The organism is Deltaproteobacteria bacterium (assembly GCA_023382265.1).
Lineage (GTDB): Bacteria > JAMCPX01 > JAMCPX01 > JAMCPX01 > JAMCPX01 > JAMCPX01.
In genome coordinates, this window is record JAMCPX010000018.1 from 1 (window position 1) to 14,925 (window position 14,925).

At 38.2% G+C, this 14,925-nt stretch carries 15 protein-coding genes, 1 other RNA gene and 1 pseudogene; all 17 read left to right on the forward strand.

Annotation, left to right across the window (positions count from 1 at the left end):
• Nucleotides 1-252: 252 nt before the first annotated feature.
• A complete protein-coding gene (panB, locus tag M1381_03570; protein MCL4478166.1) occupies nt 253-1,059 on the forward strand; it encodes a 3-methyl-2-oxobutanoate hydroxymethyltransferase in 807 nt (268 codons plus the stop codon).
• 3 nt (nt 1,060-1,062) lie between these two features.
• The gene (gene panC, locus M1381_03575; protein ID MCL4478167.1) at nt 1,063-1,914 is read left to right on the forward strand and encodes a pantoate--beta-alanine ligase; all 852 of its coding nucleotides are present in this window, start codon (nt 1,063-1,065) and stop codon (nt 1,912-1,914) included.
• 19 nt (nt 1,915-1,933) lie between these two features.
• Entirely contained in the window at nt 1,934-2,317 is a 384-nt protein-coding gene (locus tag M1381_03580; GenBank protein MCL4478168.1) for an aspartate 1-decarboxylase, read from the forward strand.
• A 54-nt stretch (nt 2,318-2,371) separates the two neighbouring features.
• Nucleotides 2,372-3,181 (forward strand): biotin--[acetyl-CoA-carboxylase] ligase, encoded by an 810-nt coding sequence (locus tag M1381_03585; protein ID MCL4478169.1) that lies wholly within the window; start codon nt 2,372-2,374, stop codon nt 3,179-3,181.
• Nucleotides 3,182-3,189: 8 nt separating this feature from the next.
• The gene (locus M1381_03590; GenBank protein ID MCL4478170.1) at nt 3,190-3,969 is read left to right on the forward strand and encodes a type III pantothenate kinase; all 780 of its coding nucleotides are present in this window, start codon (nt 3,190-3,192) and stop codon (nt 3,967-3,969) included.
• 12 nt (nt 3,970-3,981) lie between these two features.
• Nucleotides 3,982-4,464: a hypothetical protein gene (locus M1381_03595; GenBank protein MCL4478171.1), complete on the forward strand. Its 483-nt coding sequence runs from the start codon at nt 3,982-3,984 to the stop codon at nt 4,462-4,464.
• Complete coding sequence (locus tag M1381_03600) at nt 4,457-6,532, forward strand: elongation factor G (protein MCL4478172.1); 2,076 nt, start codon at nt 4,457-4,459, stop codon at nt 6,530-6,532. The genes M1381_03595 and M1381_03600 overlap by 8 nt, the downstream gene beginning before the upstream one ends.
• 2 nt (nt 6,533-6,534) lie before the next feature.
• Complete coding sequence (locus tag M1381_03605) at nt 6,535-7,683, forward strand: hypothetical protein (GenBank protein ID MCL4478173.1); 1,149 nt, start codon at nt 6,535-6,537, stop codon at nt 7,681-7,683.
• Between the two features lies 1 nt (nt 7,684).
• Nucleotides 7,685-8,860: a hypothetical protein gene (locus M1381_03610; GenBank protein MCL4478174.1), complete on the forward strand. Its 1,176-nt coding sequence runs from the start codon at nt 7,685-7,687 to the stop codon at nt 8,858-8,860.
• Nucleotides 8,861-9,436 (forward strand): annotated as a pseudogene (locus M1381_03615) (GTPase domain-containing protein).
• A gap of 346 nt (nt 9,437-9,782) precedes the next feature.
• The gene (smpB, locus tag M1381_03620) at nt 9,783-10,226 is read left to right on the forward strand and encodes an SsrA-binding protein SmpB (GenBank protein MCL4478175.1); all 444 of its coding nucleotides are present in this window, start codon (nt 9,783-9,785) and stop codon (nt 10,224-10,226) included.
• Nucleotides 10,226-10,574, forward strand: a transfer-messenger RNA (tmRNA) gene (gene ssrA / locus M1381_03625). Before smpB ends, ssrA begins: the two co-directional genes overlap by 1 nt.
• A 51-nt stretch (nt 10,575-10,625) precedes the next feature.
• Nucleotides 10,626-10,778, forward strand: a complete 153-nt coding sequence (locus M1381_03630; protein MCL4478176.1) for a hypothetical protein — start codon at nt 10,626-10,628, stop codon at nt 10,776-10,778.
• 857 nt (nt 10,779-11,635) lie between these two features.
• Nucleotides 11,636-12,706, forward strand: a complete 1,071-nt coding sequence (locus tag M1381_03635; GenBank protein MCL4478177.1) for a cytochrome c3 family protein — start codon at nt 11,636-11,638, stop codon at nt 12,704-12,706.
• Nucleotides 12,707-12,715: 9 nt separating this feature from the next.
• Nucleotides 12,716-13,732 (forward strand): SMP-30/gluconolactonase/LRE family protein, encoded by a 1,017-nt coding sequence (locus M1381_03640; GenBank protein MCL4478178.1) that lies wholly within the window; start codon nt 12,716-12,718, stop codon nt 13,730-13,732.
• A 48-nt stretch (nt 13,733-13,780) separates the two neighbouring features.
• Nucleotides 13,781-13,906: a hypothetical protein gene (locus M1381_03645; GenBank protein ID MCL4478179.1), complete on the forward strand. Its 126-nt coding sequence runs from the start codon at nt 13,781-13,783 to the stop codon at nt 13,904-13,906.
• A gap of 125 nt (nt 13,907-14,031) precedes the next feature.
• Nucleotides 14,032-14,772: a cytochrome c3 family protein gene (locus M1381_03650; GenBank protein MCL4478180.1), complete on the forward strand. Its 741-nt coding sequence runs from the start codon at nt 14,032-14,034 to the stop codon at nt 14,770-14,772.
• Nucleotides 14,773-14,925: the final 153 nt, after the last annotated feature.

A 14,925-nucleotide genomic window follows, 5' to 3' on the forward strand; every position in this document is an offset into this window, starting at 1 on the left:
ACCCCATAACCTGCCTCCTTTATCAAAGGCAGACTATAATATCCATCTCTGAAGCTGTATCTTTCGGTTAGATTTTTACATGACAAGATGATACCCTCCATGGTTAGATTTTACATGACTCGATTCGATGATTGACTATTTTTTATATTTTAGTATGATACGAATTGATCCGCTTGGATCCTTATTATATGGACCGAGACGGTAGAGTAGGAAAATGTAAAAAGCTCCAACCGTTTCGGCTGGAGCTTTTTTATGGATAGAAAAAAGATAACTATACAAAATTTGGCAAGCATGTATGAAGCAGGCGATAAGATCAGCATGATCACGGCGTATGATTATCCATCAGCTGTTATTGCGGATGAAGCGGGTATTGATGTCATACTTGTAGGCGATTCTCTTGGAATGGTCATCAACGGTTATAAAAACACACTCCCTGTTACTCTGGATGAAATCATATATCATACAAAGGCGGTTGTGCGTGCATGCAGGTACAGCTTCGTTGTGGCTGATATGCCTTTCCTTTCTTATCAAACGGGCATTAGGGATGCCATCTTCAACGCAGGCAGACTTATAAAAGAAGGTGGCGCAGAAGCTGTTAAGATTGAAGGCGGGAACAATATACAAGGTACAATAAAGTCAATTGTGGATATTGATATACCTGTTATGGGCCACATAGGGCTTACACCCCAATCCATACATCGTATGGGAGGTTATAAAGTGCAGGGCAGGGATGAAGTAAGCCGTAAATTACTTATTGAGGATGCCGTTGCAATTCAGGATGCAGGCGCATTTTCTGTTGTTTTTGAAGGAATGCCGTCCGCACTTGCAAAAGAGATCACACCAAGGCTCCATATCCCTGCAATTGGTATCGGTGCAGGCATAGATGTGAATGGCCAGGTGCTGGTATTTCACGATATACTCGGGTTAAGCAGCGGTAAACAACCAACTTTCGTAAAACAGTACGCAAACCTTAAAGAAATAGCCGTTGATGCAATAAAGACGTATATAAAAGAAGTAAAGGATGGTGTGTTCCCAGGATTGGAAAACACTTACAAATAATATATGCGAACCATAACACATGTAAAAGAAATGCAGAGGTTCTCAATTGACCAAAGGATGGAGGGTAAGAAGATCGTCCTTGTCCCTACAATGGGATATTTGCATGACGGGCATCTAAGCCTTCTTAAAAAGGGAAGGGCAATGGGGGATATACTCGTTATGAGCCTCTTTGTAAATCCATTGCAGTTTGCCCTCGGGGAGGATCTTAATAGATATCCGAGAGATTTTAACAGAGATGAAAATCTTGCCGAACAGGCCCAAACCGATGTAGTTTTTTGTCCATCCGGCAGCGAAATGTATACGGATGATTTTAAAACAGAAGTGGTAATTAAAGATCTATCGAATATCCTTTGCGGTAAAACAAGGCCGGGACATTTTAAAGGTGTTGCAACAGTTGTTTTGAAATTGTTCAACATAGTTATGCCTCATGTTGCTTTGTTCGGTGAAAAAGATTTTCAGCAGCTTGTTATCATAAAGCGTATGATAGAAGACCTCAATGTTTCTGTTGATATTATAGGAATGCCCATCGTCAGGGAGCCGGATGGACTTGCAATGAGTTCGAGGAATGTTTATCTATCCGGGACAGAAAGAAAAAATGCGCTTTCTATATCAAGAGGGTTATACAAGTCACTTGATGCCTATAAAGAAGGTATGAGGGACAAAGCACAGCTAATAAGTATTGTAAGAAAAGAAATAGCAGATGCGGGATTGAAAGAGGACTATATAGAGATAATTGATGAGAAGACACTTGAACCGGTCCCTGACGAACTGAATAGTGGAAGGATAGTCGCAGCTGTTTATGCAGGCAATACAAGGCTGATAGATAATATGAGTTTAAAAAATGTAAATAGGTAAAACGTAAATTGGAGGTAAAATGGAAAGAACAATGTTAAAATCAAAAATCCACAGGGCTTTTGTTACAGAGGCTGATCTGAGTTATGAGGGCAGTATTACAATTGATGAAGAATTAATGGAACTTGCTGACTTAAAAGAGTACGAACTCGTAAAGATATGGGATGTAAGTAATGGTAACAGACTTGAGACTTACACGATAAAAGGTGAAAAGGGCACGGGGATCATCTGTATAAACGGTGCTGCAGCGCATCTTATACGAAAAGGAGATACGGTTATAATTGCGAGTTTTGTTAACATGCCAGAGTCAGACATACCTGCTGATTATGCCCCGAGGGTTCTTTATATGGAAGGAAGAAATATAATAAAATCTACAAAAAATATACCGGCGGTATCTGTTGCATAACCAAAACTGCAATAAGGATTATCCTTATCGGGAGCATAAGACAGCAAATTTCTTATGAAGGAAGAGAACGGCTATGAACATTTAATAAAACAAGACCTTGGTTCACTTGGATTTTTGAGTGACGTTGTTTATCATGATTCAATAGATTCTACAAATAAAGAAGCGCTCAGACTTGCACAGCAAGGCAGCCTGGAATGGACTGTTGTAATCGCGGATCATCAAACGAGAGGACGCGGCAGACAGGGCAGGGTATGGTATTCCCCTTTCAATGTTAACATATACACATCATTTATTTTGAGACCATGCTTACCGGTTGAACATCTGCCCGCCATAAGTTTGCTTGCGGGTATGGTTGTTGCAATGGTGATAGAATATTTCACAGGCATGAATGTTGAGGTAAAATGGCCCAATGATGTGCTTGTCCATAATAAGAAAATAAGCGGAATACTGCTCGAACTCGGTGTTGATAAAGAGAATGAAACCTTTGTTGTTGTTGGTATCGGAATAAATGTGAATTCGGATATTGCGTCCTATCCGGATGATGTAGCGGGTATTGCATTATCAATGAACTCCTTGACAGGCATAACCTATAATAGAACAGAGATTTTAAAGTATCTTTACCGGATATTCAATAAGTGGTATCAGGTATATGTGAGGGATAACGGGTTTAAAGGGATAAAGGATACATTTATGAGGAGATTCAAAATGGCTGATGAAATCGTGTACATAGTTGATGGTAAAGACAGAATGAGCGGCTTGATTAAAGACATAGATGATTACGGCGGATTAATGATAATGGACAAAAACAACAAAGTGAATACGATCAAAACCGGAGATGTGCATTTAATAAGAACTATCGTATAAATAAAATTATGCTGCTGACCATAGATGTAGGGAATACAAATATTGTTTTCGGAGTATTCGACGGTGATAGGCTTATAACTCACTGGAGAGTTGTTACGGCTAAAGATAGGACATCCGATGAGTACAGATTGTTAATCAAAGAGTTGTTTGCACTGGATGGCCTTGATGTATCTGTCATACATAGTGTTATCATTGCGAGCGTAGTTCCGCCCGTTATTACTCCGCTTGAAAAGGCATGCATGGAGTTGTATGGACAAAAAACACTCGTTGTTACACCTGGTATTAAAACAGGAATAAGTATACAGTATGACAACCCAAAAGAAGTCGGAGCCGATAGAATAGCCAATGCTGTTGCCGGTTATTACAAATATAAAAAGGGCCTTATAGTAGTAGATTTTGGGACTGCAACTACCTTTGATTGTGTAAGCAATGATGGTAAATATATAGGAGGTGTTATTGCACCAGGTATCGGTATTTCACTTGAAGCATTATTTACGCATGCCTCAAAACTCCCAAGGGTTGAAATCCTCAAACCTGCAAAGGTTATAGGATCTAATACAGTTCATAGTATGCAGTCGGGTATTTTTTATGGGTATGTGTCTCTTGTAGACGGACTTATTAAGCTTATAACAAAGGATATGATGAACGATGGGCAGCCGGAGATTATAGCAACAGGAGGTCTTGCACCTCTCATTGCGAGTGAGTCACATTTTATCAAAGATGTTGATGAGTTCTTGACTTTAAAAGGGTTAAAGGTAATATATGAGAAGAATATTATAAAAAGATAATCAAAGGGGTTTATGGTTCCTTTAAATCCAGAAGAACTATTTGAACAGGCTTTAACCCTTATGAAAAAAGGGCAATATCCAAAAGCACTTGAAATACTGAAAAATCTTGTAGAGAATACGGATTCTTCTATATATGAAATCAAACCTGCTTATCTCTCTTATTATGGTTATCTTACAGGTATCGTGCATCATGATTATAAAAAGGCAATTTCCATGTGTAATGATGCAATAAGTAAAGAATTTTTCCATCCTGATTTTTATTTGAACCTTGGCAAACTATACCTTATTACGGGAAATAAATCTATGGCTATTAAAACCTTTTACAAAGGTTTAAAAATAGATAAAACACACGAAGCTCTTTTGGCTCTGATAAAAGAGCTTGGCGTAAGAAAAAAGCCCCTATTCACTTTCCTTCATAGAGAGAATCTTCTTAACAAGATTACAGGTAGAATTAGAAATCTTATACTAAAAAGTAGAGGGAGGACAAATGGCTGATAATAAGGTGGAAACCAGAAATATCGCGATTGTCGGTTTTGGTGGAAGCGGTAAAACGCAGCTTGCCGATACTATACTTTTTAATGCCAGGGTTGTTCCAACTATAGGTAAGGTTATCGATAAAACATCTAATATGGTCCTTGAGGAAGAGGAATTTATGCATCTCACAACCATAACTTCTTCGGTTGCAACGATTGATATGAATGGTATGAGATTCAATATAATAGATACACCGAGTCAGGACGGCTTTATAGGGGATACAATAAACGCAATGATTGCTGCTGATGGTGTGATTTTTGTAATGAGTGCACAAACCGATATAAAAAGAGAGGGCGAAGTTTTATTAAAATATGCAAAACTATTTAATCTGCCTGTAATATTTTTTATGAATAAGATGGATGTGGAAAATGCAGACTTTGAAAATGCACTCGAAGAATATGGTAATTATCTTGGCGTAAAGATAACACCTATTGCTGTTCCTATCGGTAACGGGAATACCTTCGAAGGCGTATTAGATCTGATTGACAAGAAGTCGTACACATATACCAGAGATGGAGCGGGCAAGACTAAACAGATTACGGATAAACCTCAGGATAGTGATGCATACGAAAAGATGCTTATAGAAGCTGTAGCAGAGAGCGATGATAATCTGCTGGAAAAATATCTTAATGGTGTAAACATAACTCTCGAAGAAATGCGTATCTCAATGAGGCATGCTGTTTTAACAAGAAGCCTGTTTCCTGTAATTCCCGGTTCTTCATTACTTAACATGGGTATCAATAAACTGATAGAATTTTGTTCTATGTTATTGCCGTTTCACAATGAGCTAAACCAAACGGTTGTAATTAAATCTTCGGATGGTTCAAAAACAGCAGAAGTTAAAAAGACAGAATCAGAAAAACCTGTGGTATACATTTTTAAAACATCCGTAGACCCGTTTGCCGGGAAATTAAGCTTCGGAAGGGTTTTGTCGGGCACAATTCATTCGGATACAACTCTTTATAATGCAGCAGGAGGAATTGAGGAAAAGGTCAGTCACTTATACACGCTGACCGGTAAAAAGAACAAACTTGTTGATTCAGCTCAAGCCGGAGATATTGTGGCGTTTTCAAAACTGTATGCAACAAAAACAGGCGATACTCTTAAAGGTGTTAAGGATGATCTGTTCATACCTCATGCTTATGTTCCAAAAAAGTTAGCATCTTACTCTGTAAAGCCGAAGGGTAAAAGTGATGAAGACAAGATTGTACAGACGCTTAATAAAATTATAGAGGAAGATCCCTCATTGTCTTTACGCAGAGAATCACAGTTTAAAGAGCTGATCATAGAAGGGACAACAAAAGAACAGATAGAAATAGCAATCCATAAGGCTAAGAGGAAGTACGGCGTGGAACTTGAGCTCGTATTACCTCAGATACCTTACAGAGAAACGATAAAAGTAAAAGCAGAGGCGCAGGGTAAATATAAAAAACAGTCGGGTGGAAGGGGACAGTACGGAGACGTGTGGTTAAGGCTTGAGCCATTACAGAGGGGTAAGGGGATAGAATTCGTTGATAGTGTGGTAGGTGGATCTGTACCAAGACAGTATATCCCCGCTGTTGAAAAGGGTTTAAGAGAGGCCGCACAAGATGGATTTCTTGCAGGATATCCCATGGTTGATTTGAAAGCAACCTTATATTACGGATCATATCATGTAGTTGACTCATCAGAAATGGCTTTCAAAATAGCTGCATCACTTGCATTCAAAAAATGTATTGAGAATGCATCCCCTATCATATTAGAACCGGTTATGTTAATCGAAGTAAATGTACCCGAAGAGTTTACAGGTGAAGTTATTGGTGAACTCAATGCAAAACGGGCAAAGATCCTCGGTATGGATACCACGGAAGACAAAAAACAGATAGTAAAGGCCCATGTACCTCTCGTAGAGGTCCAATCTTACGGGACCGAGCTGAGAGCCATAACTAAAGGCATGGGAACATTTGATTTGCAGTTTTTAGGCTATATGGAAGTACCTACTCACTTGTTAGAGAAGCTTATAAATAATGATAAAGAGGTTAAGGTATAATTATGGATGAAAAGCATAAAAAAACGGCAAAAAAGACGATAGCGGATGAGCTTCTTGAAGATGATTTTTTTAAGCCGCCGTTAGAAGAAGTTGTCGAGGAACCTGTTCAGGAAAACAAGGAAAAACAAACGAAAGCAGAAGAAGAGAGCTTATTGTTTGATGAATTCCTTAAATCTCCTGAAGAGGCAATGAGCGATGTACACGGAATTACTACCTCTGCTAAGTATGCTGCTATAGATGAAACAGAAGTTAAAGCATATCAACCTCAATCAGGGACTAAAAGTACCCAGCCATTTGCTGTGGCTACAGTTGAAAAAACTGGTTCAAGTATGGCTAAGATCGCCATCATAACATTAGGAATTGTCGTACTGTTACTCAGCAGTGGAGTTATATATCTATATCTTAATAGCTCGGCAAATCAACATGTTCCAAGCCAGAATGAAGTAGAAGGTTCACAGAAAGTTGTTATTAATCATCCGTCAATGAATGAGAATAAACAGCAGCAGGCAGCAGGGCAAACGAGCAATATAAATCCTCAACAGCAGGTTACCGGGCATCCAAGTAACATTTCCGATAATAATATAAAAGAACCCCAGCCACAGCAGCCCAAACAGGCAGAAGTGGCTGAGAATGTTCCATCAACAGCACCTGCAACACCGCCTAATCCTTCTTTACAACAGTCAGCGCAAAATTTTGTGGTAATGCTTGATACGGTCAGATCTAAGGCAGATTTAGCTGTAATTAAACGTATAGCACATACCACAAATACGGGGTTAAAGATTGGATCTACAGAAAACAAAACTGCAACAACGATATATGCGCTTTATGTAAAAACTCTTTATCCATCAGATGGTGAAGCAACGGCAGACAATCTCAAACTTATGATGGCAGGCATACAGAATGCGGCTATAGTTAAGGCGGACGGCGGTTATAGAATATTTATCGGTAAATATCCTACAAGAGCAAAAGCATTGACGAATGCCAAGGGTATAAAAAATGCAGGGTTAAATGAACTGATTAAAGAAATAAGAAACATAACCGTAACATATAATATAAATGTAAAAGGTTTTAAATCTAATAAAGAGGCAAAAACATTTATTACAAGGGTTAGACGGTTTGCTTTAAGATCAACCATAAAAAAAGAACAATAAGATGTTCGAAAACCTATCCGAAAGCGCAAAACTATATTTAAAAGAGGGACTGTCTCCCAAACTTGTTAAGGGTGTTGTAAAAGGGCTTATCCCACTTGAACCAAAAGAACTGATCATTGTTATAGCATACCATTATAAAAGAGGCGATGATCACATAAAAGAAGATGCCGTTAGTACGCTAAAATCAATACCGCAGAATGTTATAGAAGGGCTTATAGCCGAGAATGTGCCCGATTTTGTGCTTGGGTTTATTGCACATAATTACCCGTTAACACATCACGATCTATATCTGCTGGCAATAAATAAAAATTTATCCGATGAACTGTTTATAGAACTCGCCAATAAAGATGACCCGAGTTTACTTGAACTCCTTGCCAAGAACCAGGTAAGGATTTTAAAGAACGATAACATACTTGATGTGCTTATAAATAATCCACATCTTCCCAAGGTTTCAAGAGATCAACTGGTGGAGTTTTTTGCCGGACTTGCATACAGGGAACTCAAAAATAAAAATATCAAAATAGAACAGGAATCTTTTTTACCATCCGAAAAAAAAGAAGATCTGCCGTCACAGATCAATAAATCCGAGCTGCCTTCTTCTCTTGCAGGTTTACCGGAGGATATACGTGCCGGGTTACCCGCAGATTTTGGTTTACCTGCGGATCTAATAAGAAACCTCCCTACAGACTTTATGATGCATGAGTTACCATCCGACCTTATTACGGAACAGGATACAGAGCATCAGGAAGAAACAGCAACTGATGCTAAAAGTGTGACGCTCTATCAGAAAGTTCAACAGATGAATGTATCACAAAAAATAAAGCTGGCGTTGCTCGGCAATAAAGAGGTGAGAAACATACTTATCAAGGATTCCAATAGAATCGTTGTAGAGAGTGTTATTAAAAGTCCCCGTATAACGGATGGGGAAGTTATAAGTATTGTAAACTCACGAAGTATAAGTGAGGATGTTTTGAGGCTGATCTCGGGTAACAAAGAATGGTTAAAAAATTATAGAGTGAGACAGGCACTTGTTTCCAATCCAAAAACCCCGATCACTCTTGCACTTAAATTACTTGATACTTTAAACAAACAGGACTTAAAGAACTTAAGCAGCAGTAAAAATGTTTCATCCACTGTTGCAGTTACAGCAAAAAAACGATTAGGGGAGAATAAATAGATGGCATTGCTGAACACTAATAAGAAAGAGATCAATGCAAAGATAGTTTATTACGGACCTGGTTTGTCAGGCAAGACCACCAACATTCAATATATTTATAAAAAGTTAAAACCGGAGCATAAGGGGAAACTTATGACGCTTGCCACACAAACGGATAGAACTTTGTTTTTTGATTTTTTACCCGTTGAGCTTGGTGAGATAAAGGGCTTAAAAATAAGATTTCAATTATACACAGTTCCCGGACAGGTTTTTTATAATGCAACAAGAAGATTGGTTCTTAAAAATGTTGATGGAATTGTATTTGTAGCTGCATCGGAAAAAGACAAGCTCTATGACAACATAGAGAGTTTCAAGAATCTTGAAGAGAACATTCAGCATTATGGCAGATCATTGTCAAATATACCGTTTGTTATGCAATACAATAAAAGGGACTTACCTGGAATTCTTGCTGTCTCTGAGCTTCAGGATAAAATAAACAAATATAAATCGCCGTACTTTGAAGCTTCAGCAAATAATGGCACTGGTATTCTTCAAACTTTAACAGCTATAACCAAACTTGTTATTCACCGATTGAAAACTCAAACGCCTGTAGAACAAGCAGGTAAGGTATCTACTTCGGAAACGAAAGAGATACGGATAGAGCAAGCAGGAGAAAGTGTGAATAATGCTACAGAATCTTTTAGAACAGAGGCACAACCTGAAAAGGAACAGGTGTTGAGTATGGATAATACGAAACAGGTAATGGAGCAAAGAACACAACCAAAAGCAAGAAAGACTCTAAACATCATTGAACTGGGAAAACCTGAAATTGTCGGGACTAACACGATAATAATTCCGGTTGTAGCGGCTGACGATAATAATAACCAGTACGAGCTTAAAATAACATTAAAGCTTTAATCGTGTGGACGTAGCCCAAACTTAAATGAATGAACAGATTGTTACAGTCAACAGGGCTGCTTCTCACAATTATGAGCTTTATGAACGGTACGAAGCAGGGATAGCCTTAAAAGGGTACGAGGTAAAATCAATCAGGCAGGGCTCTATTAATATAAGGGATGGTTATGTTATAATAAAAAATAACGAAGTATTCCTCGTAGGCGCTCATATTTCACCATACTCTCATTTAACGTCGGAAAGGTATGATCCCTTAAGAACTCGCAAACTGCTGCTTAAAAGATCGGAGATTGATAAACTTACTGTTAAAGTAAAAGAAAAGGGCTTTACTTTAATCCCAACGCGTGTATATTTTAAGAAGAGAATAGCAAAACTTGAGTTTGCCGTTGCAAAGGGCAAAAAGCTCTTTGATAAAAGGGAGCAAATAAAAAAGAGAGAAGTGGAGAAGCAGATAAGACGCAGTTTCAAGTAGGGGGCGCACGGTTTCGACACGGCTAAGATAACCTCATGGTGCATGGCGAGGTCCCATCTACTCGTTAAAAGGATGGAAAAAATAGTCGCAAACGACTACGCACTCGCTGCTTAATTAAAAGCAGCTGAGTTAAAACAGCTACCTTGCGTGTTGTTTTAACAATAAATTTTAAAGCAAGGCAATTTCAGGGTTTTATTCTATTTACCCTGAGATTGACCAATAAATAGAATAGCCGTTCAATTCTTGTCTGTGAGAAGAGAATGGCGAATGTTTCAATGCAGACTAAACATGTAGTGCCAGAGGTGAAAACGGTTGTGGACGCGGGTTCAACTCCCGCCGCCTCCATTATTTATAAGGTTCTGATTTATAAGGCTGGTTGGTTACAAACCCGCATGAATAATGGATTCTGAGCCATTTTATCTATTAACAACCTTTCCATCTATTCCAGCGTTTATCAACTATTACAGCCAAAAAACAGCCACACCTAAAATAGCTGTAAGTTATATATGGCTACGGATAGTTGATCTAAGGGTAACACCATGGGTTAGTTAGTGGAACCGATAGGAATTGGATCCCCGGAATATTATTAGCATCATTGCCATCAAGCTTATCAAAATAAGCAAAGGGGCAATTACATAATACTGGGATGGGAAATCGAAGATAATTATATGCCTATGGAGACGGCACAGGAATAAAGAGTTAATTAAGATTTAATTAATAATTGTCAAGGGATGGCAATGGAAACAGGTAATTAGGACCTAATGAATAGCAGAGGATGGCAATGGATAATAGAGATTAATTAAGCTCTAACAATTTAACGATGCCGATATTGTAGGCAGCGTGATAGTGGAGATGATGATCTGAAGGCCTAATAAAATGGGCGAAATAGATATGATCTATGTAACTTATAAACTAACTTAAATTTGAGATATATGGAATTAAAGAATATCTCTACAGATTTTATTATAATATGTTTATAGTGAGAGATATATATAATTGTATGCCCTTGGAATGAGGCATTTGGATCATCGTGATGTTTAAGAAGATCCGCAATTAATTTCCCAGAAAAGTTCAAAAATAATTCCAGAATAAAGAAATATAGGGCTGAAATGTTATGGGAAAATTGAAATGGGGTGCCAAATGACATTGAAATATGCAGGCTATGGATAGTAAAAACACTATGTATCTTAGGTGAATCGCTGGTTTGAGCGAATGAACAAATTCCCATATTGCATTTTTCGGGTGAATATAAAACCCCAAAATCCTCCCCCCTGACATGAAAGTTTTCTTTTAAAATAAATTTTGTACATAAAAGTTGGCATGATGTTTGCTTTATTTTTAAAATAAGTGGTAATTTTGTTCATATTTATAATATCACTTATATTACAGAAAGAAATCTATAGATAATGATGGCACGATTATTTTTAATATTAATAATGGTAACAGCACTACCCGTATTAAGCCTCGCTAATAGAGGAAAAGACTGCACAACTTCAAAGTGTCATACAGGCATTTTATCAGGCTCTTTTAAACATCCCGCACTTGACAGCATGGGATGCATAGACTGTCATGCGCCAGCAAAAGGTAGTCATAAATTTACATTATCTGCCTCTGTTCCTGATCTATGCTATACATGTCATGATAAAAAGAATACAAAAAAAGATGTGCATCCACCTGTTACGCAGGGCAAATGTGTGACATGTCATAATCCTCATTCTGAAAATAACAAATATTTATTGAGAACAAAAGGCATGATAAGAGGTCCGGTTTTCCTCCAGAAACAAGGCAACAAAGACATCTACATTGTTCAACCTATCAATAACATAGCAGGACTATGTTTATCATGTCATAAGGATATAATAAAAAAAACTTATGTACATGATGCTGTAAAACTTGGCAGGTGTCTTACATGTCATCATGCCCATGAATCAGACCATGACCATCTTTTAAGAAAACCATCTCCTGTAAGCAACACGTGTTTTATCTGTCATGAAGATGATCTAACAGGAAGAAAGGTCATACATCCTGCTGTTGCAGGTGGTGAATGCACAAACTGTCATAACCCACACGCCTCTGATAATCCTTATATGCTTGCTGCGAAAGGCAAAGAACTGTGCTATATGTGTCATGAACCAAAAGACAAAGATAAGGTTGTGCATCCTGCTTTAGAAAAATATGGCTGTATAGCATGCCATGATCCACATGGTTCAAATAATGATTTTATGTTGAAGAAGCCTATAAATGAGCTGTGTGCAACATGTCATAAACAACAGACCGATGGCTTTCATATCTTTACAACGCCTCAAAACAAGCCCCATCCTGTATCAGGTGTATATGATATGAAGGAACTGAAAGGCAAACCGCTTACCTGTGTAAGCTGTCATAATCCGCATTCATCTAATTACCCTTATATGTGGTATGCTGGCAAAACTAAACTTGATATGTGTAAAAGATGTCATGGCAAAGCATCAAACTGGTAAAGGATTGTAATGAAAAAAATTTTACTACTTTTATTTTTTATATTTACAGGTTGTGCTGGCGCAAAGATAAAGCCGGCAAAGATCGTATGGCCACTGCCCCCCAATGAACCACATATAGAATATATTGAAGCACTTCATGGACGATACGATTTTCCTCAAAGTGCATGGCAGAGGTTTCTGAACTTTTTACTTGGTCCTAAACAAGAACCCTCACTCGTTCAGCCTATGGGGATTGCAATCAGTGATGATGCACAGCGTGTTTATGTAACAGATTATCAGCTTGGTGCTGTGTTTGTGTTTGATCTTAAAGAAAAAAAAGTAAGATATATCGGCATAGACCAAAGGTATCATCTTGTAAATCCGTTTGGTATAGTACTGGATAAAGATGAAAATGTCTATGTTACTGATTCTTCTTTAAAGCTTGTAAGGGTGTTTGATAAACATGGTAAGTTTATCAAAGATATAGGTGTTAATATGTTTCTTAGACCAACTGGTCTTGCAGTGAATTTAAAAAAGGATCTACTCTATGTAGCAGATACAGCATTCAATGAGGCAAATGGACATGATGTCAAAGTATTTACCTTCCTGGGGAAATATGTAAAAACCATAGGTAAAAGAGGCACGGGTGATGGTGAGTTCAATTTTCCAACATACCTTGCTGTTAATGCTAATGGAGACCTGTATGTAAGCGATACAATGAACTTTCGTATACAATGGTTCAGTACAAAAGGGAAGTTTCTTGGTAAATTTGGTGTTGAGGGTGATGCCCCGGGTACATTTGATAGGATAAAAGGCATTGCCTTTGACAATCGTGGGAATATCTACGTTGCTGATTCTGACTTCCATGCTATTCAGATGTTCACAAAGGACTGGAAACCATTAATGTATTTTGGCGGACCTGGCATAGGATCAGGACAACTTATTATACCAACAGCTATTGCCATTGATAAAAACAACCGTATCTATGTTGCTGATAGCTATAGCTACAGGGTTAATGTGTATCAACTGATCAATAGGAATAACTAATGATTTTCAATATACAATTGAGTGAAAACCCCCCAATTGGGGTGGTGTTTGAGTGAAAACACCCAACTTATACCAACAGCTATTGCCATTGATAAAAACAACCGTATCTATGTTGCTGATAGCTATAGCTACATGGTTAATGTGTGTCAACTGGTCAATGGGAATAACTATTGATTTTCAGTATACAATTAAGTGAAAGCACTCAACAGACATGTGTGAGCCGTCTTCTTATTGCATTTTTGGTTAACCAAACTGGCATGAATCCTGTTACAAGTAATGATAAAAAGGAGGTGAAAACAATGAAAAAACTCAGTTTTGCAGTGTTAATGTTAGCCATAGCTGGGCTAACTGTAACAGCAAATGCGGCTATTACTACAACCAAGCATAATCTTTCAGCCAGCTCTACAAATTACACAAGATCACAGGCAACAACAGCAGGTGGTACAAGTCAGATATGCGTGTTCTGTCATACTCCGCACCATGCACTTGATCAAAGGTTTATATGGAACCATGCTGCGTCAAGCAATACAACATGGACATGGGGTACAGGGAGTGCAACAGGGACATCAGCTGGAACAGTGCTGCCAACAAATCCGGCAAACCTGCCATCATTCAAATGCATTTCGTGTCATGATGGTTCGGTTGCAATAGGACAGGTAAATGAGGTATTTAACGAATCAACAGGTGTTGTAAATTCAAGCTACTCTATACCTATGCAGGGCGATGTGAACGCGGCATACCAGTTGACAAATTCAACCTATGAAGTTGGTGTTGGTGGAAACATGAATGGTAATCACCCCATTGGTATCCCGTATCCTGGACAGTCACCATACAATGGCATCAGCTCAGGTGCTGGTATAATTATTTCTCAATTCCAGGCAAGTCCTACAAATGTGGAGCTCTTCCAGGATCCCAACGGTGGTACAGGTAAGGGAGTTGAATGTGGAAGCTGCCATGCTGTTCACGGCTCAATAAATCCTATGTTATTAAGGGATGCAATAACAAGCAGTCAGCTCTGTCTCGATTGTCACATAAAATAAAACTGCTTTTTCATAGGGGCGTAAGCCCCCTTTTTTTATGATTAAATATAATATAAGGGTATAAATGTGAGAATGAGAAAAGAGTAAAAAACGTAATGGCTCAGTTAATTGGGAATAGCATTGAAAAAGCAAACTACCCGTAACCGAGGAATT